Origin of the sequence: Enterococcus sp. 3C7_DIV0644, from assembly GCF_002141235.1 — a bacterium.
Classification (GTDB): domain Bacteria; phylum Bacillota; class Bacilli; order Lactobacillales; family Enterococcaceae; genus Enterococcus_D; species Enterococcus_D entomosocium.
Genome location: NZ_NGLK01000001.1, coordinates 1,793,451 through 1,819,280, shown reverse-complemented (window position 1 = coordinate 1,819,280; position 25,830 = coordinate 1,793,451). Strand labels below are relative to the sequence as shown.

Sequence of the window (25,830 nt, the reverse complement as noted above, 5' to 3'; positions counted from 1 at the left end):
AAAATATGCGTTATCCTATTATTATCACCCCCGATGAACGCCTTCGTCGGCAAGCAAAACCCGTCAAAGTAATTACCGATGAGCTCGTTCAGCTACTAGACGACCTTTATGAAACGATGGTCGCCCATGACGGGATCGGTATTGCCGCACCGCAAGTCGGCAAAAACCTGCAAGTGGCGATCGTGGAAGTCGAAGAAGACGATCGCTTTGAAATGATCAACCCTGAGATCATCGCTTCTTCTGGTGAATCCCTTGATGTGGAAGGCTGCTTGAGTATTCCCCACACCTTTGGGACCGTCAAACGAGCAGACGAGATCACTGTCCGCTATTTCGATCGAGAAGGAGAAGAAATGGAAGTGGAAGCATTCGGCTACTTGGCGCGTGCGATGCAGCATGAGATCGATCATTTAAATGGCGTGCTGTTTGTCGACAAGCTCGTCGAGCGCATTCCTGAAGAAGACTTAGAAAAGTATATGGAGGAACATGAAAATGACTAAAATCGTCTTTATGGGTACCCCGGCGTTTTCCGTCCCAATTTTAGAAGGCTTGCTTGAAGCCGGCTATGAAGTGGCAGCAGTCGTGACACAGCCGGATCGTCCCGTCGGTCGCAAAAAAACCATCACTCCGACACCCGTCAAAGAAGCGGCGTTGAAGCATGGCTTGTTGGTTTTACAACCAGAAAAAATCAGTGGGTCACCAGAAATGGAGCAGATTCAAGCTTTAGCACCTGATCTGCTGATCACGGCAGCTTTCGGCCAATTTTTACCTAGTGCTTTACTAGAAGTACCGAAGTATGGCGCTATCAACGTTCATGCGTCCCTACTACCGAAATACCGTGGCGGAGCACCTGTGCATTATGCCATCATGGAAGGCGAGCAAGAAACGGGTGTAACCATCATGGAAATGATCAAAAAAATGGATGCTGGCGGTATTTTTGCTCAAGCTCATTTGCCCATCACGGCACAAGATGATGTGGGGACGATGTTTGATAAGTTGAGCCTGCTGGGCAAAGACTTGCTGCTGGAAACCCTGCCGAAAATCTTGTCAGGAGAGTTGCAGCCGGTTCCGCAAGAAGAAGCGAAAGTAACCTTCTCGCCGAATATCAGCCGTGAACAAGAAGCCATCGACTGGCAGAAAACGGCGGTGCAAATCGATGCCCAAGTCCGAGGCATGCGGCCATGGCCGATCGCCTTTACGACACAAAACGGCAACCGCTGGAAGCTTTGGCAAGTAACACCGCTGGAGCAAACGACGACAGCCCAGCCAGGAACGATCATTGAACGGACGAAAAAAACGTTGCTGATCGCTTGTGGGGAAGGCACGGTATTGGCTATCGATGAATTGCAGCCAGCTGGAAAAGGCCGACAAGACATTGCCGCATTCTTAAACGGCAGTGGACAACAGATTCAAAAAGGGGATCAGGTAGGTACCTATGAAGCGTAATCTTGGAGACATACAATATACAGTGCGTTTTGTGGCACTAGAAGCGTTGTTGCGAATCGAAAAAGGAGGTGCTTATTCCAATCTACTGCTGCGGGAATTGATGAATCAAGGGCGTTTAAATGACAAGGACGGTCGCTTACTGACTGAATTGGTGTACGGCACCATCAGTCGTCAGCTTTTATTGGATTATTATTTGGACCGGTTTATTAAAAATGCCCGCAAAGTCGACCCGTGGGTCAAAACGCTGCTGCGGCTTTCCTTGTATCAGATGCTGTATCTCGATAAAGTACCCGCCCATGCCATCATTCATGAAGCCGTGGATATTGCGAAAGCCAAAGGCAATCCGGGGACTGGTAAATTCGTCAATGGCGTGCTGCGCACGATCCAACGACAAGGAGTGCCAGACTTGGCATTGATTAAAGACCCAATGGAACGTTTAGCAACGGAAATCAGCCTGCCCTTATGGCTAACGAAGAAACTAGTCAAACAAATTGGGATCGAAGAAACCAGTGAGCTAGGCTATGCCTTATTTGAACCCAATCATGCCAGTGGTCGTATCGACCTGCAGCGCATCTCGCAAGCAGCAGCGATCGAACGGCTGCAAGAAGAAGGCATTGACGCACGACCAAGTGAGCTTTCCCCCTATGGGGTTGTGGCTGACAAAGGCTTTATGGCGGGCTCTTTCCTCTACAAAGAAGGCTTACTGACGATCCAAGATGAAAGTTCGATGCTGGTTGCCCCCGTTTTACAAGTAGCCCGGGACCATCAAGTATTGGATGCCTGCGCCGCACCAGGAGGCAAAACGACCCATATCGCTGCCTTCTTGTCTGCCGCAGAGGGCGGCAAAGTGACAGCACTGGATATCCATGCCCATAAGGTTAAGCTGATTCAGCAAAATGCCCAACGTTTAGGCGTAGAAGCAGTTGTGGAAACCCGTGTGATGGATGCCCGAGAGACGGCTCAAACCTTTGCCCCCGAACAATTTGATCGCATCTTAGTGGATGCCCCTTGTTCTGGATTAGGGTTGATGCGCCGTAAGCCGGACATCAAATACAGCAAGACGGAGGCCGATTTCCAACGCTTGCCGCAGATTCAGCGAGAGATTTTGGAAAGTGCCGCCCCAACCTTGAAAAAATCGGGTATAATGGTCTACAGCACATGTACGATTCTAGAGGAAGAAAATCAACAAGTCGTGGCAGCGTTTCTCGCTGACCATCCTGAATTTGAGCAAATGCCTCTTGCGGTAGGACCGCTGGCAGCCGAAGCGGTTCAAGAGGATATGTTGACGATCTATCCGCAAGATTTTATGACAGATGGCTTTTTTATCAGTTGTCTACGCAAAAAGTAACGAGGTGAAAGAAATTGGAGATTCGTTTTCAAACAGATGTCGGCAAACGTCGCAACACAAACCAAGATTTTGCAGCAACCTATGTAAATAAAGCCAATGTGACATTGGCCTTGCTTGCCGATGGCATGGGGGGCCACCGGGCCGGAGATGTCGCTAGCCGTCAAGCAGTCAGTGAGATCGGCACCGCTTGGGAACAGACAGAGCTGACAGACAGTGAAAAAACTGCCCAATGGCTGATCCAAAAAATCCAAGCAGAAAGCCAAGTGATTTTCCAAAAAGGACAAGAACAAGAAGAACTTAGCGGCATGGGCACCACGATCATTGCTGTGGCCTTATTAGGCGACCAGTTTACGATTGCCAATGTCGGGGACAGCCGTGCCTATCTTTTACGCAATCAAGTGCTGACCCAAATCACAGAGGACCATTCACTGGTCAATGAATTGGTGAAGTCAGGACAAATCACAGCAGAAATGGCCTTGAATCATCCTCGCAAAAACGTTTTGACCCGCTCGATCGGCATGCCAAGCGAAGTCGAAGTCGATGTGGCGATCCACTTTATTGCAGACGGGGATTATTTGCTGCTGTGTTCAGACGGATTGACCAACATGGTCTCAGATGAAGAGATCACAGCAACGATCCAAGAAACCCCTGTGCTGGAAGAAGCAGTGCAATCATTGATCGATCAAGCCAACGAACGCGGCGGTGTCGACAATATCACGGTATTATTGATTAAAGTTGGAGGAGAGCGCCCATGATCGAAATTGGGAAGAAGATAAACGGCCGATACAAAATCATCGGCAATATCGGCAGCGGCGGAATGGCAAATGTGTTTTTGGCGCATGACTTGATCTTAGACCGTGAAGTGGCAATCAAAGTGCTTCGTTTTGACTTCCAAAACGACCAAAGTGCGATTCGGCGCTTTCAACGAGAAGCATTGGCGGCGACTGAGCTGGTTCATCCCAACATCGTAACCGTTTATGATGTCGGCGAAGAAGACGGCATGCAGTTTTTGGTGATGGAATATGTCAAAGGGATGGATCTCAAGCGCTATATCCAAACGCACTATCCAGTACCTTATTTGCAGATCGTTGATATCATCCAACAAATCTTATCAGCGGTAGCGCTGGCCCATCAACACCGCATCATTCACCGGGACCTCAAGCCCCAGAATGTGCTGATCAATGAAGACGGCGTGGTGAAAATCACCGATTTTGGGATCGCGATCGCCCTATCAGAAACATCGATCACCCAAACCAACTCGATGCTAGGCTCGGTGCATTATCTTTCACCAGAACAAGCACGAGGCAGTATGGCGACCAATCAATCAGATATTTATGCGATTGGGATCATTCTCTATGAAATTTTAACCGGCAAAGTACCTTTTGATGGCGAATCAGCCGTAACGATCGCCCTGAAACATTTCCAAGATGAGATCCCTTCGATTCGGATCTATGACAAAAATGTTCCGCAATCGCTGGAAAACGTCGTATTGAAGGCGACCGCCAAAGAACCGGCGGATCGGTACAAAACTGCCGATGAAATGCGAGCGGATCTTGATACTGTATTGTCACCTGATCGACTCAATGAACCGAGATGGGAACCTCATGCCCTGATGGATGAAACGAGAGTGCTGACCCCTGTAGAAGCAGCCCAAGTTGAAACGCCGCCAGTGGAAGAACCCGTGGCAGAAACGGCTGCGGATCAAGCCGAAGAATCAGCGAAACCGAAAAAGAAAAAACGCAAACGCTGGCTGCTGCTGCCGGTCATTATGGTGATCGCACTGCTAGGCATAGGCAGTTATTTCCTATTCGGCGGTGGTCGGGGGGATGTAGCGATTCCTGAAGTCAACGGCAAGACAGAAGCGGCCGCCCGGGCCGAACTGGAAGCCGCTGGCTTACAAGTGGCAGACGAGGTGGAAGAAATCGAAGACGATGAAGTCGAAGCAGGCAATGTCGTCAAGACCGATCCGCCAGAAGGCAATGAAGTCAAAAAGAATTCCGTCGTGACCCTCTACATCAGTAGCGGAACCAAGAAAATCACCCTTGATGACTATGAAGGTCGCTCCTTTGATGATGTCAAAAAAGAGTTGATCGATTTGGGCTTTGATGAAGACAGAATCAAAGAAGAGCTAGAGTCGTCAGATGATGTCGATGAAGGGGATATTATCAGTCAATCACCAGCAGCAGGGCGGGAAGTTTCCCCAGCAGAAGACGAAATCACCTTTAAGGTCAGCTCCGGACCAGATAGCTTCGCAATGGACAACTATTATGGCATGACAGAGGCAGATGCACGAGCAGCATTGACTTCTCGTGGTGTCGACCGATCACAGATCGAAGTGAACTATCAATCTAGCAGTCAACCATCAGGCACGATCATCGCCCAAGCACCCGCAACAGGTGAAACGGTGGTGACTTCCCAAACGACCATCACTTTGACGGTCAGCAGTGGGCAGGAAATGGTCAATGTACCAAGAATCGTTGGGAAAAGCCAAGCCGATGCAGAAGCAGACTTGAATGAAGCGGGATTGGACTCAACTTTTGAGGAAGAGGACGGCTATAATGACTCGGTACCAGCTGGACATGTTGTCCGTGTCTCTCCAGGTGCTGGAACCTCCGTCGAAGTTGGCTCTACTGTAACGGTCACGATCTCTAGAGGACCTGAACCAGATGATTCGTCCTCATCGACGCCAAGCAGTAGTTCAGATGATTCCTCTGATTCAAGCGCTACGAGTGAAAGTAGCTCAGAAAGTGATTAGAAACTAGCTAAAACCAAATACTTTAACCAAGCAGCCTTCGGGGACCAAAGAATTCTCTTTTTGTTCCCCGTCCAGCTGCTTGTTTTTGTTTCTAAACCTTATAGTGAGGCACAGGTGTCTTTAAAATTTCCTTTAGTCCTGCCATTTGTGCAAGCGTACATCTTTCCAAGGATTCAAAAATTGGGTATAATGAAGGTCAGAATTAGTCAAGGGAGGGAATGAATTGAGTCATCACAATACTTCCGATTTGATTGAAGCATATTTGAAGAAAATTCTTGAAGATAGTGAAACCATTGAGATTCGTCGCGCGGAAATGGCAAATTTGTTCAACTGCGTGCCCTCACAAATAAACTACGTGATCAATACCCGCTTCACCGTTCAAAGAGGCTATGCGGTTGAAAGCAAACGCGGCGGGGGCGGCTATATTCGGATTGAAAAAGTCAAAATCACGGACAGCCACCACTACTTAAAAGAAATGAATCAACTATTCGATGAAACCATCTCGGAAAAAGATGCGTATGCAATAATCCAGAAACTTTATGAGGAAGGAATCCTGTCCAAGCGAGAAGGCAACTTATTATTGACCGTCATCGCGAAAGCAGTTCTAGGACGTTCTCCTTATGAAAATAGAACACGAGCTGATTTGCTCCATGCAATTCTAGAACGATTAAGTTACGAAGACAGGAAGTGAAAGAGATGGATGAATTATTCACCCAACGCGCGAAAGCCGTTTTGGCTATCGCCCAAGAAGAAGCAAAATACTTTAAGCACCAAGCAGTAGGTTCTGAACATATTCTATTGGCATTGGTCATTGAACAAAACGGGATTGCCGGCAAAACCTTGCGGGAAATGAATATCACAGAAAATGATATTCGTGAAGAAATCGAACATTTAACAGGGTATGGCACTGTCCGTCAATACCCAGAAAACGCCTATCTCGCGTATTCACCACGAGCAAAACATACATTTGCTTATGCAGGGGATGAAGCCAAACGCTTAGGGGCACCACAAATCGGTACTGAACATCTATTATTAGGCTTATTAAGAGATGAAGACATTTTGGCTTCTCGAATCATGCTGAATCTCGGCTTGAGTCTCGCGAAAATGCGTCAGCTTTTGAAGAAAAAAATGGGCTTCAATGAAAGCAAAACCAACGGAAGTGCTGGTCGTCGTCGTCCAGCCCAAGCCAAAGCGCAGCAAGGAACACCGACCTTGGATTCCTTAGCCCGTGATTTGACCAAATTAGCCCGTGAAAAACGGTTGGATCCTGTTGTCGGTCGTGCCAAAGAAGTCAAACGCCTGATCCAGATCCTTAGCCGTCGGACCAAAAACAACCCTGTTCTCGTGGGGGAACCTGGTGTTGGGAAAACCGCGATCGCCGAAGGCTTAGCCCAAAAAATCATCAATGGGGAAGTCCCAGAAGACATGCAAAACAAGCGTTTGATGATGCTGGACATGGGGGCTTTAGTTGCCGGAACGAAATACCGGGGCGAATTTGAAGACCGAATGAAAAAAATCATTGATGAGATCTATCAAGATGGTCAAATCATCTTATTCATTGATGAATTGCATACACTGATTGGGGCCGGCGGAGCAGAAGGGGCGATTGATGCCTCGAATATTCTGAAACCAGCCTTAGCCCGTGGGGAATTGCAAACCATCGGTGCCACAACACTAGATGAGTACCAAAAATACATTGAAAAAGATTCTGCGTTAGAACGCCGTTTTGCCCGGGTGCAAGTCGACGAACCGACACCAGAAGAAGCGGAAGAAATTTTACGGGGCTTGCGTCCTCGTTATGAAGAACATCATGGGGTGGAAATTTCTGATGATGCGTTACACGCCGCTGTGCAACTGTCCGTGCGTTACATCAATTCGCGCCAATTACCAGATAAAGCCATCGATTTGATGGATGAATCAGCTGCCAAAGTGCGTTTAGACAAAACCGATGAAAGTTCAGAATTGGCAGATCTGCAAAACGAGATCGCCAACTTGATCGAAGAAAAAGAAGCCGCTATTCGTCAGCAAGATTTTGAAGCAGCAGCTCGTTTACGGATCAAGGAAAAGAAATTGACCCAACAGCTGACGGAAGTAGCGTTTATGGAAGTCAAAGAAGCATCAGGCTATGCCGATAGTGTTACTGCAGAAGATGTTGCTACGGTCGTTTCCCAATGGACCGGCGTACCTTTGCAGCAGATGGAGAAAAAAGAAAGCGAACGCTTGTTGGATCTTGAAAAGATCTTGCATCAACGGGTAGTTGGCCAAGAAGAAGCAGTCAAGGCAGTCGCTCGTTCGATCCGCCGCGCCCGCAGTGGGTTGAAAGATCCGAACCGTCCAATTGGTTCCTTCATGTTCTTAGGCCCGACCGGTGTCGGGAAAACCGAGCTTGCCAAAGCCTTAGCAGAAGCGATGTTTGGTAGTGAAGATGCCTTGGTTCGTGTCGATATGTCCGAATTTATGGAAAAATACAGCACGAGCCGTTTGATCGGTTCACCGCCAGGCTATGTCGGCTACGATGAAGGTGGGCAATTGACGGAAAAAATCCGTTCAAAACCATACTCCGTCATCTTATTGGACGAGGTGGAAAAAGCCCATCCCGATGTCTTCAATATCCTCTTGCAAGTGCTAGATGATGGTCATTTGACGGATGCCAAAGGTCGGAAGGTCGATTTCCGCAACACGATTTTGATCATGACCTCTAATATCGGTGCCCAACAAATCCGCGAAGAAAAAAGCGTTGGGTTTAATGTCACTGATTTAACGAAAGATCACCAAGCGATGCAAAAACGGATCTTAGAAGAGCTGAAAAAAGCCTTCCGTCCAGAGTTCTTGAACCGTGTGGATGAAACAGTGGTCTTCCAATCCTTAGGTGAAGGGGAGATCCACGAGATCGTGAAGATCATGAGCAAAGCGATCATCAAACGATTAGGCAACCAAGACATCCAATTGAAGATCACGCCATCTGCCATTGATGTGATCGGTAAAGCTGGTTTTGATCCAGAATATGGGGCACGGCCGATTCGTCGGGCCTTGCAAAAAGAAGTCGAAGACCGTTTAAGTGAAGCACTCCTATCAGGACAAATTCATTTAGGTGACAAAGTAACGATCGGTGCTTCCAAAGGATCGATCACCCTCAATGTCAAAGAGGGACAAGCACGGGTCTTGCAACAAGTTTAAGTCGAGCCAATAACGGCAGTGGCGTTTCTATGGTCGAGCAATCGGCATCCATAGGAACGCCGCTTTTTTGTCTTGTTATGTCTAGTAGTGATCAAGAAGTCTCCACTGATTATGATTGATGATTCACAAAAAAATATCCTTCTAAATAGCTTTATGACAACGGTTGATTAATGATAAAAGCGCTATTCGTGAAAAAAAGAGTAACGAGACCTCTTGGAAAGAATCCTGCTGTGTGATACTATGAATGAGTTGAAAAAAGGAGGAGTATTATGGTTGAGATTATCGCCACGGTGGAATCGATCGAGCAAGCACAGCAGCTGATCCCTTATGTTGATACATTGTTTTTTGGAGAAGAGACATTTGGGCTGCGCCTACCGGCCTCTTTTTCTCGTGAAGAGCAAATCAGACTGATCGACATGGCCCACGAAGCTGGAAAGAAAGTGACGATCGCGGTCAATGGCATCATGCACCCAGAAAAAATGAAGCTGATTCCAGAATACCTAGCATTTCTGAAGACCAATCAAGCCGATCAAATCGCTCTCGGAGATCCTGGGATCATTTACCGCATGAAGCAAAATCCAGAATGTGCCTTGCCATTTATCTATGCAGGGGAAACCTTAGTAACAAGCGCTCGTCAAATCAATTTTTGGGGACAAAAAGGGGCAAGGGCAGCCGTTTTAGCGCGAGAAGTTCCTTTCGAGGAAATGAAAATCATGGCCCCGCAACTAAATATTCCTGTGGAAGTATTGGTTTATGGTGCGACCTGCATTCACCAATCGAAGCGTCCGCTTTTACAAAATTATTATAACTATACCCAACAATCGGAAGAAAAGAACCACGATCGTGGGTTGTTTTTATCCGAACCGAAAAAAGAAGAAACCCACTATTCCATTTATGAAGATAGCCACGGTACGCACATTTTTGCCAATAACGACATTAATTTGATGCTGCAGCTGGCGGAATTAGCCGAAACAGGCTTTCAAACCTGGAAGTTGGACGGAATCTATACACGAGGGGCAGCCTTTGTGGCAATTGCTAAACTGTTTGCCCAAGCCAAGACCCTTGTAGAAAGTGGGGAGTGGCAAGCAGAGCAAGCTGCTGTGCTCAGTGAACAAGTTGCCCAACTTCATCCGGCAGAACGTGGGTTAGACACTGGATTTTATGCCATCGATCCTGACGATATCAAGTAAGGAGCAAGAACAAATGACCGTTAAACAAGCATTGAAACGACCAGAAGTGTTAGCACCAGCTGGTACGTTAGAAAAATTAAAAACAGCGATCCACTATGGCGCTGACGCTGTCTATATCGGCGGCAATGCCTATGGCCTACGGAGTCGCGCGGGAAACTTTACCTATGAAGAAATGGCGGAAGGGGTAGCTTTTGCCAAAGCCCACAACGCAAAAGTCTATGTAGCAGCCAACATGGTGACTCATGAGGGCAATCAAGAAGGTGCAGGGGAGTTCTTTCGGGAATTGCGAGATGTCGGTATTTCGGCCGTGATTGTTTCTGATCCAGCTTTGATCCAGATCTGCGCAACAGAAGCGCCGGGTCTACCGATCCATTTGTCCACCCAAGCCAGTGCCACGAACTATGAAACGTTGGAATTTTGGCGAGAAGAAGGCCTAGAACGGGTCGTCCTCGCTCGGGAAGTGTCGATGGAGGAAGTCGCTGAGATCCGCAAAAATACCAGCGTGGAGATCGAAGCCTTTATTCATGGCGCCATGTGTATTTCGTATTCTGGCCGTTGTACTTTGTCCAATCATATGTCGATGCGAGACGCTAATCGCGGCGGCTGTTCGCAATCTTGCCGTTGGAAATATGATCTGTTTGACATGCCCTTTGCAACGGAACGAAACAGTTTGACCAAGAATGGGACAGTGGAAGAAGAGTTTTCTATGAGTGCTGTGGATATGTCGATGATTGAACATATCCCTGATCTGATTGAAAACGGCGTGGATAGTTTCAAAATCGAAGGCCGCATGAAATCGATCCACTATGTTTCAACCGTGGCGAACGTTTATAAAGCAGCCGTGGACAGTTACATGGCCGATCCAGAGAACTATGTCTGCAAACAAGAATGGATCGATGAACTGTGGAAAGTTGCGCAGCGCGAGCTTGCGTCAGGCTTTTACTATGATACCCCGAGTGAAAATGAGCAGTTGTTTGGTCCACGTCGGAAAATTCCACAATACAAGTTTATTGGGGAAGTCATGGCATATGATCCGGCAACGAAAACAGCTACGATCCGGCAACGGAACCACTTTTCCGTCGGCGATGAAATCGAATTTTACGGTCCCGGATTCCATCACTTTCACCAAACCGTCGAAGTCATGTATAATGAAGACGGTGAATCCATCGATCGTGCACCAAATCCTATGATGCTGCTGACGATGCCGGTCAAAGAACCGGTGGAAGTCGGAGACATGATTCGGAAGAAAAAATAAGGTCGAGAGTCTCTCTCGGCTTTTTTTGTTGAATCAATCCAGCCAAAAAGGATCGATGAGAACATAGACAATCTTAAGGAGGAAACAACAAATATGGAAACATACGACTACATAGTAATTGGCGGCGGCAGCGGCGGGATCGCCTCAGCCAATCGAGCAGGAATGCACGGTGCCAAAGTATTATTGATCGAAGGCAATGAATTAGGCGGCACCTGTGTCAATGTCGGCTGTGTGCCGAAAAAAGTCATGTGGCAAGCCAGTGAGATGTTAGAAATGATCAAGCGGGACGCAACTAGCTACGGTATTTATCCACATGTGGATAAATTTAATTTCACTGAGCTTGTGGATAACCGTGAAAAATACATTGATTTTTTACACACAGCCTATCAAAAAGGTTTAGATAGCAATAATGTAGAAGTTATCCACGGTTATGCACAGTTTGTGGATAACCACACGGTCACCGTCAATGGGGAAAACTACCATGCAGCAAATATTTTGATTGCCACCGGTGGAAAACCCAGCGCTATGAATATTCCCGGTGGTGAGTACGCCATTGACTCGAATGGTTTTTTTGCGTTGCGAGAAGCACCAAAGCGTATGGTCGTCTTAGGGGCAGGCTACATCGCAGCCGAAATCAGCGGGGTCAGCCAACAGCTGGGCAGCCAAGTGGCTTGGGCGTACCGCAAAGAGCGGCCATTACGAACCTTTGACAAGATGCTTGCGGATAATCTTGTGGAGATGTACCAAGAATCAGGGATCGAAACTTATGCAGGCTACGTTGCCTCTCGTATCATTAAAGAAGGTGACGAGTATCTCGTTCACTTTGAAAATGGTGAAACCTTGACCGGCGATTGCGTCCTTTTTGCTGGTGGTCGCGTGCCGAATACGGATAAGTTAGGCCTAGAAAACACCGATGTCCAATTGGATGAAAAAGGGTTTATCATTGTGGACAAATATCAAAATACCACAGATGACTCGATTTTTGCGGTGGGCGATGTCATTGGAAAATTGGATTTGACCCCGGTTGCGATCGCCGCCGGTCGTCGCTTGTCTGAACGCTTGTTCAACGGTCAAAGCGATGCGTACTTGGATTATAATTTAGTACCGACGGTCATCTTTACGCATCCACCGATTGCCACGATTGGTTTATCCGAAGAAGCAGCCTTGGAAAAATACGGCCAAGAGCAGATAAAGGTGTATCGTTCGCGCTTTACACCGATGTACTTTGCTTTAAATGAGTATCGCCAAAAGTGTGAGATGAAATTGGTGTGCTTAGGAGAAGAAGAAAAAATCATCGGTCTGCACGGCATCGGGATCGGTGTCGATGAAATGCTGCAAGGCTTCGCTGTAGCCATCAAAATGGGTGCTACAAAAGCAGACTTTGATCAAACCGTTGCCATTCATCCGACGGGGTCAGAAGAATTTGTGACGATGCGTTAAAAGAAAAAAAAGCCTCAACGGACAGATGAGTTGTCCGTTGAGGCTTTTTTTGCGTATAAAATTCTAGCTATCAACTAAAAAGTCCCCAAAAGTAGATCAGAAATCGAACCTTGGGGGCTTATTTCAGGATGATCCCAGCTGCTGGGTTTATCCTAGATCCTTGATCAGTTCTGACGCCCAAGGATCTGAGCAGTGATCTGATAAAGATATGTTTTGGTTTCATCTTTGGTCTCAGGCAATTTCTGGATCGCTTGCAAAGCTTTTTTCGTGTAGTCGGCAGCGAGTTTCTTGGCTTCGTCAATCCCGGCGCTTTCTTGGACGATCCGATAGACTTCATGGGTATCCGCCTCAGTCATGGCAGCTTGTTTTTCCAGCAGTGGCAACAGTTGTTGGCGGTCATTTTTCAATGCCATCAACAGCGGCAAAGAATAGACGCCTTGCCGAACATCTTCCAATACTGGTTTTCCTAAGGCAGTCGCATCTTGACTGTAATCCAAGACGTCATCCATGATTTGAAAGGCAAGGCCAATGGCTTCGCCGATCTCACGGGCTTGATTGGCAAAGCGCAAAGAAGTACCGCTTTCGTAAGCCCCGATGAAGCAGCTTAAAGCAAACAACTCAGCGGTTTTGCCGCGAATGTTTTCTAAGTAATCCTCGATAGTGACGGACAAATCGTATCGTTTGCTCATTTGTCCTAATTCGCCGGCCAGGATTTTTTCCATACTACGGGAATTCATCTGCAAGCTTTTCATGGAGCTGGCATAATCCGCCATCAATTTAAAGCAGCAGACAAAGAGGTAATCACCAGCATAGACAGCGACATCGTTGCCAAATTCGGAACGAATGGTCGGCAGCTTGCGTCGGGTGTCCGCATGATCGACGATATCGTCGTGAATCAGCGAAGCAGTGTGGAGCATCTCGATCGAAGCCGCCAATGCGACGGCTTTTTCGCGATCTTTGTCACTGCCATAAGCAGAAAAGAGCAGCTGATAAGCAGGACGCAGCAGTTTCCCACCTGAATGGATCATGGACAGGATCGCTTGTTCGACCTCTTTGTTTTTTAGTTTTAATGATTTTTCCATCAATTGCAAGGAGGCAGATAAGTCAGCTTGCAGTGCTGGATACTCTTGCCACATGGAATGAAGTTTCATAATTAACTCCTTTATTCTGAATCCGAGCGCCATTTGACTTTGGTCTGGCGTTCATAATCAATTTGAAAACGGCGCAGTGTTTCAACACGACGCAGCAAGTAGTTGGCGGCGATCCCGATAGCGATCCCGGACAAGATCCCAAAGAAAGACAGGACCGGCAAGTAGAGCATCACGCTCCAGGATTGAGCGATCCATGAGGCGGTGATCAACTGTCCGACGTTGTGCAAGAAACCGCCAGCCGCACTAATGCCGATGATACTGACACGCTTAGGCCCCAACTGTTTCACCAAAGACATCCCAAAGTAGCTCAGTAAGGAACCACTCATACTATATAAGAAGGTCGAAACCGTTCCTCCTAGTAACGTCGTTAAAATCAGTCTTAGCCAAATCAAGAGAAAACTGTCTTTTTTCGGCATGGTGAACAAAGCAATAATGGTAATTAAATTTGCCAAACCTAGTTTCGCACCAGGCGCAAAGGCAAATGGATAAGGGATCATATTTTCAACTAAACCAATCACGACCCCTTGGGCGACCAGCAGTGAGATGAAAATTATTCGTTGTAATCGACTCATAAGCAAACGATCAATAGATTAGATCGTCGGTCTCACTCCCATCTGCGGCTTGGATTTCGATCACCAATTTATGAGGTAGACAGACAATGGTTTCCCCATTTTTACTGGCCCAGCCACGGCGCACACAAATCTGGTCGCCGCAATCAGCTTCCTTGATTCGGATCCGATCGCCTTCGATCTCCAGTAAATTGGTATCCCCGTCTTCATCTTCATAAAGATAGGTGTACGTTTTTTGACCTTCAACTAAGTCAAAACGTTTGATTTCTGTCCCATCGACCCGCAAGACGGCTTCTTTCTCAGCCGTTTGCGTCTGGCCAAAAATAAAAATCGGTAAAAAAGAGCTGAGGATCAAAACAAGTATGATGACGCCATCCCATGGTTTTAAATGGGCATCGCGGATAAATTCTTTTAGTTTCATCAAAAAAGACTCCTGTTCTTTCATGTGATGTGTCTCATTCTAGCATAAGAAGACAAGATTCTACTAGCTGAATCCTCAATAATCCACCGATTTCTGTGCAAGGACGATCAAGAAAAAGTTCTGTACTTGGAAAGAGACCAAGACACTGATTGAAAATCAGAATGTCTTAGTCTCATGAAGTCGTACAGGTATTCTATTTTGCTGGCTTATTTATTGCCATATAAGGAGCGAGGGGTACCGTACCACCATTTTCCAAGGGTACGTTGCAACCATGGGATTACCCAACGATCTAAACCGACTGCGCGTCCTGAACCGTTCATCAAGGCAAACGCAACTGGAATGAACCAGATGTTTACCCAGTAGAACATACCAGACATACAGAAAGTCAACACTAAAACGATGGTCGTTGCGTTCACTAACCAAGTGAAGAGACCAGCCATCAATGCAAGAGCTAAAGCAATTTCAAAGAAGACCATGAATTTTTGGAAGAACATTGCAACGTCGTTGTTTGGCATAATAAATTGCATAACTTTTGTGAACCAGTCAGGTGATTTTTCGATCACGATCATTGGTTGTTCACCGTAAGCATAGCTCAAACCAAAGTGTGCGGCTTGTGTCGCTGCATCGGCTGCTTCACCGGCGCCACTAGCGGCACTTGCTGCATCGGCTGCTTCACTAGCACCACTTGCTGCATCAGCGACTGTTTGATATTCCCAAGTCCAAGGGAATACGCTGTTGCCTTGGAACCAAGAACCTTCACCGAACCAAGTACCAGGTTTGAAGACTTCCCCATTCGTACCTAAAATTTTCTTGAAGGCTTCAACGAACCAGACAAGACCATAGAAAATACGAAGCGGAACACTCCACAAGACGTTACCGTAACGAGACGTGTGACCACGAGCGACTGTCCGGTCATCTTTGATGTGGAAGATTTCATGCATCAAGTATTGGAACATGTAGTAACCAGAACGAATATCAAAGAAGTATTTCAAGTTAACGATGTGTTTCATAATGATCGCTAAGAAACCGCTCAGGTGAATCTTATTGAATAAGTTCGCCACGCCCCATTTGGCACCGATCGAAACCATAAATCCTTGGTAGTTTCCTTTGAATTTATGTTTTTCGCCGCCTTTGATGGCTGCAACGATGTTCGTTGCTGCAGTGTGACCTGTTTGTTCAGCTGCTTGCACGATTTGTGGTGTTGGTGTATTCGGGAATTCTTCGAAGTAAACCAAGTCACCAATAATATAGATGTTTTTGTCTTCGTAGCCTTTTGCTTCCATGTACTCATTGGCAACTAGACGGAAACCACGGGCTGTTTCTAAACCGAAATCAGCAGCATCGCTAGTTCCTTTGACACCGGCAGTCCAGATCAATGTGTGGGTTGGGATCGTTGAACCATCTTTTAGTTTGATGTGGTCAGGTGCCACTTCAACGATTGGTGCATTCAAGACAAGATCAACATTGTTTTTCTTCAAGTAGCGTTCTGCTTTGGCTGCATCGTTACGATCAAGCATGTTCAAGATCGTTGGCATTGCTTCAACGACTTTCAAGCTGATTTCACTTGGGTCCAATTTATAATCGGAAGCTAAACGATCTTTCCAATCGATCAGTTCACCGATCATTTCGATCCCGGTAAATCCAGAACCACAAACGACAAAGGTCAACATTGCTTTGCGTAATGCTGCATCTGGTTCGATCGCTGCTTTTGCGACAGTTTTTTCAATGTGTTCGCGAATACGGACAGCATCGTCAAATGACCATAAAGTAAAGCCGTTTTCTTTAACACCAGGTGTACCAAAGTCATTCGGTTCGCCACCCATCCCTAAAATCAAGTAGTCAAATGAATAGCTACCTAATTTTGTTTGGACGGTTTTATTTTCTTTATCGATCCCAGTTACTGTATCGGTTACTAAACGAACATTTTTCTTGCGTGAGAACAAGCGCTGCAAGTCATATTGAATTGCGGTAGGTTCTACACGTCCTCCAGCGACTTCATGCAGTTCAGTCATCATCGTATGATAAGAGTGACGGTCGATCAATGTTATCTCAACATCATTGTCTTTTTTCAATTTCTTTGCCATGTACTTCGTAGCAGAAACGCCTGCATAACCGGCACCGACAACGACAATGTTTTTCTTTGCCATTGCAAATCTCTCCTTAATAAAAATAATCTATGATAATAATTACACAATCGTTCCTATTATATAGACAAATGGTTCATTTGTCTAACGATTCTGATGAAAAAAACGCATATTTCCTGAAATTCGTGAAAACTTGCGAAAATCAAAAATTAAGTCCTTTTTCCGTAAAAAAGCGGAAAGGAAGCGGTTGACATATCGTAAATTTACTTTACAATGTTAGATGTATCACAAACTTTTTTGTGGGGAAAATAAACAAGTAAAAGGTGGATAATTATGAAAGCAAAGAAATTGATTGTAGGTATGGCGGTATTTTCATTCTCAGCAATGTTGTTAGGGGGTTGCGGAGCAGATGACAATAACACAGCTTCTTCGTCAACTAGTGAAAGTACATCACAAACTTCTGCAAGCGATTCAGCATCAACAGAAAGCACGGAAGCAACCATTGTTGCGGGCGAGCCAATGCAAGATGGGACGTATCGTTTAGAAGAAAAGAACTATAAAAACGACTACCGTGTCACATTTGAGATCACAGTCAAAGACGGCAAAATCGTTGAATCAAAATATGACAACGTGAATGCTGATGGCGAATCAAAAACAGAAAACACTGAATACAATGAAACGATGAAAGAAAAAGCAGGCATCAGTCCAGAAGAATTTATTCCTAAATTCAATGAAGAATTAGTTGCCGCACAAAGCCCTTCTTCAATCGAAGTAGTTTCTGGCGCGACTCATTCCTTTGATTCCTTCCAAAACTATGCACAACAATTGATTCAAGCGGCGCAAGCAGGCAACACGGATACCATTGAAATCGACAACGGTGCAGACTTGCAAGACGGAACCTATACATTAGAAGAAAAGAACTACTCAAACGGTTACCGCGTGGTCTTCTCAATGACTGTGGCTGACGGCAAAATCTCTGAATCAAACTACGACTACCTAAACGAAGCCGGCGAGTCGAAAAAAGATGATACAGAATACAATGAAAACATGGAAGCAAAATCTGGTACTGGTCCAGAAGAATTCATTCCAAACTTCAATGAAGCTTTTGTTTCTGCAGTCAATGCTGAAGATGGTTCTGTGGCAGACATGGACGTCGTTTCTGGTGCAACCCACAGCTTCCACAGCTTTGTTATCTATGCACAACAATTGTTGAATGCAGCTGAAAAAGGTGACCAAACAACCATTGAAGTCGATAACTTCGTTACTGAATAATCACAACTTTTTTGAATGAAGAGGACAGCATTCGTTTTGAATGCTGTTTTTTTTGTGGGCAACCATGAGAGGGGGAAAGTTCGTGCAAAAAAAAGCAATCTGGTGAGTACTTTTTTTAAAAAGAAATGGGTTCTTTAATGATGGAAAGCATCGATTAAGGATTCCTAAAATACCTTGAGAAATCACGGAATGCCCCTTTTCATTCTGCCAAAAAAAGGCTATTATATGAAGGTTGAAGACAATAGAAAAGAGGAAAATCATGAAAAAGAAAGTAACGTTTTTTCTGATGTTTGTTTTTTTTGGCACAATGTTGGCAGCTTGTGGCAGTAATCAGGAAGCAACGACGCTGCGGGAAGAACCATATTTTCAAGAAGAATTTTTATTAGGCACTTATACTCGAATCCGCATTTATGATGAAGGCAAAGAGGACGCTATGAAGCCAGCCTTTGACCGCATCAGAGAATTAGGCGATAAAATCACCATCAACCAAGCAGGATCAGAGATCGATGAAATCAATGCGCAAGCTGGCATCAAACCAGTGAAGGTTTCGGATGATATTTATTATTTGCTAAAAGAAGCTTACGATTACAGTGTGAGATCAGAAGGCGGCTTTAATATGGCCATCGGTGCCATCACCCAATTATGGCGAATCGGCTTTGATGATGCCCGCAAGCCAGAGCAATCTGAGATCGATGAAGCGTTGAAACATATCAATTATGAACAAGTCGAGTTTAACGATGAAGATCAAACCGTTTATTTAAAAGACAAGGACATGATCCTTGACCTTGGGGCGATCGCCAAAGGCTACATCACGGATGAAGTCGTCAAAGTGCTGAAGGACAATGGCGTGACTTCCGCGATCGTCGATTTGGGCGGGAATGTCTATGTGTTAGGTCATAGCAACCGCGGTGCAGATGAGCCATGGAATGTCGGAATCCAAGATCCAAACAAATCTCGCGGCTCGATTATCGGCAGTATCAAAGAAACCAATAAAACAGTAGTTACTTCAGGGATCTACGAACGCTACTTAGAAGTAGACGGCAAAACGTATCACCATATTTTTGATTCTGAGACTGGCTATCCTTACGATAGCGATGTAGCAAGTGTGACTGTGATCACTGACAAATCCATCGATGGTGACGGGTTGACTACGGTGGCGTTTGATAAAGGAGTCAAAGAAGGCTTGGCTTATATCGAACAGCATACCGAAAAGGGAACCGATGCGATCTTTATCACAAAAGAAGATAAAGTGTACGTAACAGACGGCATCAAAGATACCTTTGAGCTTTCAGAGGAATCAGGCTACACGATGGGTGATCGTGCTGATTTAGAATAGGAGGAGTGAAAGATGTCTCTTTCAGTGTTTTTAGAAGTGGTGGAGATCCGCACCAAGGTGGCGAGTGTCTTCCCCTTCATTATGGGTGTGTTGTTCTCGTTGGTGTATTTTCATGAATTTCATCCGTTGAATACTGTGATTTTTTTTCTGGGGATGCTGCTGTTTGATTTGACGACGACGTCCATCAACAATTATATGGATTTCAAAAAAGCCAAATCAGAGACCTACAAATACCAGCACAATGTGATCGGGCGCGAAAACATCTCAGAAGCTACTGTTCGCAATCTGATTTTTGCGATGCTGGCAGGAACCTTACTGATCGGTCTTTACTTGACCTTTGTTACCGGCTGGCTGCTGCTAGTGATGGGGCTGGTGGTTTGTTTTATCGGGGTCTTTTATACCTTTGGCCCCATTCCGTTATCGCGGATGCCTTTAGGCGAGGTATTCAGCGGTGTAACGATGGGATTAGGGATTTTTGCCATCACGATCTATATCAATACCATTGATCAAAAAGTTTTTTATCTGGCACTGGATTTTGCGAACGGAACCTTTGGCTTAGTGGGGAATCTCTGGGCTGTGTGTGCCATCGTGTTGGCATCCTTGCCATTGATTTTCACGATTGCTGACATCATGTTAGCCAATAACTTACGGGATCTGGAAGCTGATATCGAAAACCATCGCTACACGCTGGTGTACTACATCGGTCGCGAAGCAGGTATCCGTCTGTTTCAAGGAATGATGCTAGCTTCCTACGCCGCTATTTTATTGGGCCTCTTGTTTGGACTCTTTCAATGGCCGATTTTGCTCGTGTTTCTGACACTGCCGAAAATCCGTCAAAACTTGAAAGAACATCAAACCAGCCTGCCCCACCCACGTAGCTTCGGCTATTCGATTAAAAACATGATTTTATTCAACAGCAGCTATGCCTTGGGCTTGCTTTTGTGCCTGCTGTGGCAATTGCTATAAAAGAAAAGATCGACCCGCTCTTGAAAGAGCAGGTCGATCTTTTTTTGAGAACCAAAATAACGTAAAAAACTTCAGAAATCATTTGATAAAATAACGATCGTAATGCTTATTATGAAAAGATGAGGCTCGCTTTCTCTGCGATCCTGATTGCAACAGTAAAGTTTTGGTGACAGTGGCTAAACCCGATAGAAAGGGGAGCTGCCTAGGTTGTTCTTTTGTATGACTCCTCGGAATAAGCAGGTCTGTTTATGGAGCATGTGTGCTCGCGATTGCTTTGACTGATTCCCTGCGAAAGCAGCGAATCAGCAAGCGAATTTGCGACTTTTCGCAGCATCAATACCGTTCCAAACTGATTTCTCCAGAAGAAAGCACCTTGCGCTCCGTCGCTGTTTCCACCACTAATTCACCGGTGTTGGTAATGTCTTTGGCGATCCCTTCATAGGTCACACCTTGTTGCGTAAATTGAACGGTGCGGCCCAAAACAAAGGATTTCTGCCGATAGCGGGCCATATAATTCATGTCAGGCAGTTGCGCTAATAATTGGAAGAAACGGCGCCAAATTTCTTGGATCAACGCGGCCCGAGAAAAGGTTGGATACTCTTCACCAGGAAAGAGTGATGTCGCTTTTTCCCGAATCTCTGCTGGAAACTGCTGTTGCGGAATTGAAAAACTGATGCCGATACCGATCACAACCGAAGTAATACGGCCTGTCTCAAAGTCACTGGTTGCTTCAGACAAAATACCGCAGATTTTTTTTCCATCTAAGTACAGATCGTTGACCCACTTAATGGCCGTTTCCTTCATTAGAAGGGCATCGATGGCTTCGGCAACTGCTACCGCCGCCAGAACGGTATATTGCGGCAATTCTTGAAACGCTTGGTTTGGTTTTAAAAGCAAGCTCATATAGATCCCTTGTTTTTTCGGTGAGAAAAACGGTCGTTCGAAGCGGCCATGGCCGCCTGTTTGTGTTTCGGTCAAAAAAAGGGCGGGGGTTGCCAGTCCACTATCCAAAGCGGCGATCTTGGCTTCTTTCATAGTAGACTCAACAGCATCCTTGATTTGAATCGTGGGGATCATCGGCAAGGCGGCTGCAAGTGCTGCTTGATCGTAGCGATCATCCGAGACAAAGCGATAGCCGTTGGCCAAGTGTTCGAAATGATAGCCTTCTTTCTCGAGTTCTTTAATGGCTTTCCAGACTGCGGTACGAGAGATCGACAAAGCTTGGGCCAGTTTCTCTCCAGATAGCACAGTATCTTCTTTTTGTAATAAGGTCAGTATTTTTTCTTTTGTCGTCATAAGGATATCCTTCCTAATGTTTCACGTGTAACGTTTTCGTTAGCATAGCAAGAAATCGGCAAAAAGCAAAGTAGTTTCTTACGAAAAACAGTCCACACCAGCCTTGTTTTTTTCTTTAGAAAATCTTAGGAAATGGGTGCACCAGAAAAGCATTGTAACTTCCAATGAAAGCTTGACAGAGAAGTGCTTCATCTGTATAATAAGGAGTTGCAAAAACTATCTGAACGAAAAAAGCAGAAACGAAATATTGTCCGTTTCGGCTTAGGAATAAGGAAACAAAAGTAGAAAATGCCCAATGCATCCGTTCTATTTTTGGTTTTTTTTTGCCTAAAAGCCGCAAAAAATGCTTTCTGTAACCTATATTTAATATTTGTTACAGTTTTGTAAATAATCGGATAGCCTTTTTGAAAGACTTTATGAAGAGGTGAAGAGCTTGGCTGGACACGTAGTAAAATACGGAAAGCATCGCGAACGTAGAAGTTTCGCACGGATCAGTGAAGTATTAGAATTACCGAATTTGATTGAAATTCAAACCGACTCTTACCAATGGTTCCTAGATGAGGGCCTGAGAGAAATGTTTGAAGATATTTTGCCAATCGAAGGATTCAACGGTAACTTGTCCCTAGAATTTGTGGATTATGAATTGAAAGAACCAAAGTATACAGTAGAAGAAGCCCGTGCCCATGATGCAAACTATTCGGCACCATTACATGTTACTTTGCGTTTGACGAACCGTGAAACCGGGGAAATCAAATCCCAAGAAGTATTCTTTGGTGATTTCCCATTAATGACTGAACAAGGAACCTTTATCATCAACGGGGCAGAACGGGTTATCGTTTCTCAGTTGGTCCGCTCTCCAGGTGTATATTTCCATGGCAAAGTCGATAAAAACGGCAAAGAAGGCTTTGGTTCAACTGTTATCCCTAACCGCGGTGCGTGGCTAGAAATGGAAACTGATGCCAAAGATATCTCTTACGTACGGATTGACCGTACCCGTAAAATTCCTTTGACGGTCTTAGTCCGTGCCCTAGGGTTTGGTTCTGATGACACGATCTTTGAAATTTTCGGCGACAGTGAATCATTGCGTAACACGATCGAAAAAGACTTGCATAAAAACGCAAGCGATTCTCGTACCGAAGAAGGATTGAAAGATGTTTACGAACGTCTTCGTCCAGGCGAGCCAAAAACAGCAGACAGCTCACGCAGCTTGCTGAACGCACGTTTCTTCGATCCAAAACGTTACGACTTAGCAAATGTTGGTCGCTACAAAGTAAACAAAAAATTAGACTTGAAAACACGTCTATTGAACTTGACCTTAGCAGAAACCTTGGTTGACCCTGAAACAGGCGAGATCATTGTTGAAAAAGGCACTGTTTTGACTCACCAAGTCATGGAAACACTAGGCGCATTTATCGATAATGGCCTAAACAGTGTAACGTACTATCCATCAGAAGATGGGGTCGTTACCGAACCAATGACGGTCCAAGTCATCAAAGTCTTTTCACCAAAAGATCCAGAACAAGAAGTCAACGTGATCGGTAATGGCTATCCAGATACTGCCACACGTACCGTTCGTCCAGCAGACATCATTGCTTCAATGAGCTACTTCTTCAACTTGATGGAAGGCATCGGCAATGTCGATGACATCGACCACTTAGGAAACCGTCGGATTCGTTCTGTTGGTGAATTATTGCAAAACCAATTCCGGATCGGGCTTGCTCGGATGGAACGTGTCGTTCGTGAACGGATGTCGATCCAAGACACCGAAACCTTGACACCACAACAATTGATCAATATTCGTCCGGTTGTCGCAAGTATCAAAGAATTCTTTGGTTCTTCTCAGTTGTCACAGTTCATGGACCAAACAAACCCACTGGGTGAGTTGACCCATAAACGTCGTCTATCTGCCTTAGGACCTGGTGGTTTGACGCGTGATCGTGCTGGCTATGAAGTCCGAGACGTTCACTATTCCCACTATGGCCGTATGTGTCCGATCGAAACGCCTGAGGGACCAAACATCGGGTTGATCAACAGCTTGGCCTCTTATGCCAAAGTCAACAAGTATGGCTTCATTGAAACACCATACCGTCGAGTTGACCGCGAAACAGGCCGTGTTACAGACAAGATCGATTACTTGACTGCCGATACCGAAGACCACTACGTTGTGGCCCAAGCAAACAGCTTGTTAAATGAAGACGGCTCTTTCGTAAACGACGTTGTTATGGCGCGTGCTACTTCTGAAAACTTGGAAGTATCGATCGATAAAGTCGACTACATGGACGTATCACCAAAACAAGTAGTCGCAGTCGCAACCGCATGTATTCCTTTCTTGGAAAACGATGACTCCAACCGTGCCTTGATGGGTGCCAACATGCAGCGGCAAGCTGTACCATTGATCAATCCGAAAGCACCTTGGGTTGGTACTGGTATGGAATACAAATCAGCACATGACTCAGGAGCTGCTTTGTTATGTAAACATGATGGGATCGTAGAATACGTGGATGCAGCCGAAGTGCGCGTTCGTCGTGACAATGGCGCATTGGACGTTTATTCTGTTACCAAATTCCGTCGTTCAAACTCAGGAACCAGCTACAACCAACGTCCATTAGTGGCACTTGGTGAAAAAGTGGAAAAAGGCGACATCTTAGCAGATGGCCCATCTATGGAACAAGGCGAAATGGCACTAGGACAAAACGTCTTAGTCGCATTCATGACTTGGGAAGGGTACAACTATGAAGATGCCATCATCATGAGCCGTCGTTTGGTGAAAGATGATGTTTACACTTCTGTCCATATTGAAGAATATGAATCAGAAGCCCGCGACACAAAATTAGGACCTGAAGAAATCACTCGCGAAATCCCGAACGTTGGGGAAGACGCGTTGAAAGACCTAGACGAAATGGGTATTATCCGCATTGGTGCGGAAGTCAAAGATGGCGATCTGCTTGTTGGGAAAGTCACTCCAAAAGGGGTAACGGAACTTTCAGCAGAAGAGCGTTTGTTGCACGCAATCTTTGGTGAAAAAGCCCGCGAAGTGCGTGACACTTCTCTACGCGTGCCTCACGGCGGCGGCGGAATCGTCCACGATGTCAAAATCTTTACCCGCGAAGCTGGCGATGAATTGTCACCAGGTGTGAACATGCTGGTTCGCGTTTATATCGTTCAAAAACGGAAAATCCATGAAGGGGATAAAATGGCCGGACGTCACGGAAACAAAGGGGTCGTTTCTCGCATTATGCCAGAAGAAGACATGCCTTTCTTACCAGATGGCACACCAGTCGATATCATGCTGAACCCATTAGGGGTACCTTCTCGGATGAACATTGGACAAGTATTAGAGTTACATTTAGGAATGGCAGCGCGTCAATTAGGCATTCACGTGGCAACACCAGTCTTTGATGGAGCCAGCGATGAAGATGTTTGGGCAACGGTTGCTGAAGCAGGAATGGCCAGCGATGCCAAAACAGTGCTTTACGACGGACGTACCGGCGAACCATTTGATGGCCGCATCTCCGTTGGTGTCATGTACATGATCAAATTGGCCCACATGGTCGATGATAAATTGCATGCCCGTTCCATTGGACCTTACTCATTGGTTACGCAACAACCATTGGGAGGAAAAGCCCAATTTGGTGGACAACGTTTCGGAGAGATGGAAGTTTGGGCACTGGAAGCATACGGTGCTGCTTACACCTTGCAAGAAATCTTGACCTACAAATCAGATGACGTGGTTGGTCGTGTGAAAACATACGAAGCGATCGTCAAAGGGGAACCAATTCCAAAACCAGGTGTACCAGAATCATTCCGCGTATTAGTAAAAGAATTGCAATCACTGGGTCTAGACATGCGTGTCCTAGATATCGATGATGCAGAGATCGAACTGCGTGATATGGATGATGACGATGATGATTTGATCACCGTTGATGCCTTAACAAAATTTGCGGAGCAACAAACAGCCCGTGAATTAGAACAAAAAGCACAAACAGAAGCTAAAAATGCCGCCGACGCGTTGAACCAACAAATCGAGACAGCAGAAGATCGCTTGCAATAATAGACGGCCCTCGCTATTTCCGCCACTAGCGGAAATAGCCCCCGTTCTATCGGATATGTCCATGAAATGAAATGGA

Annotated in this window: 19 protein-coding genes; 14 read left to right on the top strand and 5 right to left on the bottom strand. The window is 45.7% G+C overall.

Features of this window, described 5'->3' with window-relative positions:
• Window positions 1–5 precede the first annotated feature (5 nt).
• The 10 genes from def to gor all read left to right on the top strand — a co-directional run bounded on the left by def (window position 6) and on the right by gor (window position 12,608).
• A complete protein-coding gene (gene def / locus A5877_RS08540) occupies window positions 6–497 on the top strand; it encodes a peptide deformylase (RefSeq protein ID WP_005230314.1) in 492 nt (163 codons plus the stop codon).
• Window positions 490–1,443 carry a methionyl-tRNA formyltransferase gene (gene fmt / locus A5877_RS08535; protein ID WP_008381712.1) on the top strand — a complete coding sequence of 318 codons (954 nt, stop codon included), beginning with the start codon at window positions 490–492 and terminating at the stop codon, window positions 1,441–1,443. The genes def and fmt overlap by 8 nt, the downstream gene beginning before the upstream one ends.
• Window positions 1,433–2,791 (top strand): 16S rRNA (cytosine(967)-C(5))-methyltransferase RsmB, encoded by a 1,359-nt coding sequence (rsmB, locus tag A5877_RS08530; RefSeq protein ID WP_086316704.1) that lies wholly within the window; start codon window positions 1,433–1,435, stop codon window positions 2,789–2,791. The genes fmt and rsmB overlap by 11 nt, the downstream gene beginning before the upstream one ends.
• Window positions 2,792–2,805: 14 nt before the next feature.
• Window positions 2,806–3,546, top strand: coding sequence for a Stp1/IreP family PP2C-type Ser/Thr phosphatase (locus A5877_RS08525; protein WP_005230317.1), 741 nt, complete (start codon window positions 2,806–2,808; stop codon window positions 3,544–3,546).
• The gene (gene pknB, locus A5877_RS08520; RefSeq protein ID WP_086316703.1) at window positions 3,543–5,546 is read left to right on the top strand and encodes a Stk1 family PASTA domain-containing Ser/Thr kinase; all 2,004 of its coding nucleotides are present in this window, start codon (window positions 3,543–3,545) and stop codon (window positions 5,544–5,546) included. The genes A5877_RS08525 and pknB overlap by 4 nt, the downstream gene beginning before the upstream one ends.
• Window positions 5,547–5,769: 223 nt before the next feature.
• Window positions 5,770–6,237, top strand: coding sequence for a CtsR family transcriptional regulator (locus tag A5877_RS08515; RefSeq protein WP_005230319.1), 468 nt, complete (start codon window positions 5,770–5,772; stop codon window positions 6,235–6,237).
• 5 nt (window positions 6,238–6,242) lie between these two features.
• Window positions 6,243–8,723 (top strand): ATP-dependent Clp protease ATP-binding subunit, encoded by a 2,481-nt coding sequence (locus A5877_RS08510; RefSeq protein ID WP_008381720.1) that lies wholly within the window; start codon window positions 6,243–6,245, stop codon window positions 8,721–8,723.
• Between the two features lie 269 nt (window positions 8,724–8,992).
• Complete coding sequence (locus A5877_RS08505) at window positions 8,993–9,913, top strand: peptidase U32 family protein (protein WP_016612060.1); 921 nt, start codon at window positions 8,993–8,995, stop codon at window positions 9,911–9,913.
• A 13-nt stretch (window positions 9,914–9,926) separates the two neighbouring features.
• Window positions 9,927–11,168 (top strand): U32 family peptidase, encoded by a 1,242-nt coding sequence (locus A5877_RS08500; RefSeq protein WP_008381725.1) that lies wholly within the window; start codon window positions 9,927–9,929, stop codon window positions 11,166–11,168.
• A gap of 93 nt (window positions 11,169–11,261) precedes the next feature.
• Complete coding sequence (gor, locus tag A5877_RS08495; RefSeq protein WP_086316702.1) at window positions 11,262–12,608, top strand: glutathione-disulfide reductase; 1,347 nt, start codon at window positions 11,262–11,264, stop codon at window positions 12,606–12,608.
• 164 nt (window positions 12,609–12,772) lie between these two features.
• Here gor and A5877_RS08490 read toward each other — a convergent pair whose 3' ends face one another.
• The 4 genes from A5877_RS08490 to A5877_RS08475 all read right to left on the bottom strand — a co-directional run bounded on the left by A5877_RS08490 (window position 12,773) and on the right by A5877_RS08475 (window position 16,896).
• Window positions 12,773–13,759: a polyprenyl synthetase family protein gene (locus A5877_RS08490; protein ID WP_176257019.1), complete on the bottom strand. Its 987-nt coding sequence runs from the start codon at window positions 13,757–13,759 to the stop codon at window positions 12,773–12,775.
• Window positions 13,760–13,770: 11 nt separating this feature from the next.
• Window positions 13,771–14,331 carry a Gx transporter family protein gene (locus A5877_RS08485; protein WP_005232987.1) on the bottom strand — a complete coding sequence of 187 codons (561 nt, stop codon included), beginning with the start codon at window positions 14,329–14,331 and terminating at the stop codon, window positions 13,771–13,773.
• Between the two features lie 10 nt (window positions 14,332–14,341).
• Window positions 14,342–14,749 carry a NusG domain II-containing protein gene (locus A5877_RS08480; protein ID WP_034878211.1) on the bottom strand — a complete coding sequence of 136 codons (408 nt, stop codon included), beginning with the start codon at window positions 14,747–14,749 and terminating at the stop codon, window positions 14,342–14,344.
• 206 nt (window positions 14,750–14,955) lie between these two features.
• The gene (locus tag A5877_RS08475; RefSeq protein ID WP_005232989.1) at window positions 14,956–16,896 is read right to left on the bottom strand and encodes an NAD(P)/FAD-dependent oxidoreductase; all 1,941 of its coding nucleotides are present in this window, start codon (window positions 16,894–16,896) and stop codon (window positions 14,956–14,958) included.
• A 270-nt stretch (window positions 16,897–17,166) separates the two neighbouring features.
• On the opposite strand from A5877_RS08475, the gene pplA reads away from it, so the two are divergent.
• From pplA to menA, 3 genes are all read left to right on the top strand, one after another.
• Window positions 17,167–18,105 carry an extracellular electron transfer flavoprotein PplA gene (gene pplA / locus A5877_RS08470; RefSeq protein WP_061053492.1) on the top strand — a complete coding sequence of 313 codons (939 nt, stop codon included), beginning with the start codon at window positions 17,167–17,169 and terminating at the stop codon, window positions 18,103–18,105.
• A gap of 259 nt (window positions 18,106–18,364) precedes the next feature.
• Window positions 18,365–19,441 carry an FAD:protein FMN transferase gene (locus A5877_RS08460; RefSeq protein ID WP_086316699.1) on the top strand — a complete coding sequence of 359 codons (1,077 nt, stop codon included), beginning with the start codon at window positions 18,365–18,367 and terminating at the stop codon, window positions 19,439–19,441.
• Window positions 19,442–19,453: 12 nt separating this feature from the next.
• Window positions 19,454–20,407, top strand: a complete 954-nt coding sequence (gene menA / locus A5877_RS08455; protein ID WP_005230333.1) for a 1,4-dihydroxy-2-naphthoate polyprenyltransferase — start codon at window positions 19,454–19,456, stop codon at window positions 20,405–20,407.
• Window positions 20,408–20,740: 333 nt separating this feature from the next.
• On the opposite strand, the gene A5877_RS08450 is transcribed toward menA, so the two are convergent.
• A complete protein-coding gene (locus A5877_RS08450; RefSeq protein WP_086316698.1) occupies window positions 20,741–21,703 on the bottom strand; it encodes a biotin--[acetyl-CoA-carboxylase] ligase in 963 nt (320 codons plus the stop codon).
• A gap of 433 nt (window positions 21,704–22,136) precedes the next feature.
• Here A5877_RS08450 and rpoB point away from each other — a divergent pair, with 433 nt between their 5' ends.
• The gene (gene rpoB, locus A5877_RS08440) at window positions 22,137–25,754 is read left to right on the top strand and encodes a DNA-directed RNA polymerase subunit beta (protein WP_008381746.1); all 3,618 of its coding nucleotides are present in this window, start codon (window positions 22,137–22,139) and stop codon (window positions 25,752–25,754) included.
• Window positions 25,755–25,830: the final 76 nt, after the last annotated feature.

Coding starts and splice junctions, on each gene's coding strand:
- gor (WP_086316702.1), top strand. CDS start 11,262: ATGGAAACATACGACTACATAGTAATTGGCGGCGGCAGCGGCGGGATC.
- menA (WP_005230333.1), top strand. CDS start 19,454: ATGTCTCTTTCAGTGTTTTTAGAAGTGGTGGAGATCCGCACCAAGGTG.
- pplA (WP_061053492.1), top strand. CDS start 17,167: ATGAAAGCAAAGAAATTGATTGTAGGTATGGCGGTATTTTCATTCTCA.
- A5877_RS08510 (WP_008381720.1), top strand. CDS start 6,243: ATGGATGAATTATTCACCCAACGCGCGAAAGCCGTTTTGGCTATCGCC.
- A5877_RS08490 (WP_176257019.1), bottom strand. CDS start 13,759: ATGAAACTTCATTCCATGTGGCAAGAGTATCCAGCACTGCAAGCTGAC.
- pknB (WP_086316703.1), top strand. CDS start 3,543: ATGATCGAAATTGGGAAGAAGATAAACGGCCGATACAAAATCATCGGC.
- A5877_RS08500 (WP_008381725.1), top strand. CDS start 9,927: ATGACCGTTAAACAAGCATTGAAACGACCAGAAGTGTTAGCACCAGCT.
- A5877_RS08475 (WP_005232989.1), bottom strand. CDS start 16,896: ATGGCAAAGAAAAACATTGTCGTTGTCGGTGCCGGTTATGCAGGCGTT.
- A5877_RS08460 (WP_086316699.1), top strand. CDS start 18,365: ATGAAAAAGAAAGTAACGTTTTTTCTGATGTTTGTTTTTTTTGGCACA.
- A5877_RS08450 (WP_086316698.1), bottom strand. CDS start 21,703: ATGACGACAAAAGAAAAAATACTGACCTTATTACAAAAAGAAGATACT.
- A5877_RS08480 (WP_034878211.1), bottom strand. CDS start 14,749: ATGAAACTAAAAGAATTTATCCGCGATGCCCATTTAAAACCATGGGAT.
- def (WP_005230314.1), top strand. CDS start 6: ATGCGTTATCCTATTATTATCACCCCCGATGAACGCCTTCGTCGGCAA.
- A5877_RS08485 (WP_005232987.1), bottom strand. CDS start 14,331: ATGAGTCGATTACAACGAATAATTTTCATCTCACTGCTGGTCGCCCAA.
- fmt (WP_008381712.1), top strand. CDS start 490: ATGACTAAAATCGTCTTTATGGGTACCCCGGCGTTTTCCGTCCCAATT.
- A5877_RS08505 (WP_016612060.1), top strand. CDS start 8,993: ATGGTTGAGATTATCGCCACGGTGGAATCGATCGAGCAAGCACAGCAG.
- rsmB (WP_086316704.1), top strand. CDS start 1,433: ATGAAGCGTAATCTTGGAGACATACAATATACAGTGCGTTTTGTGGCA.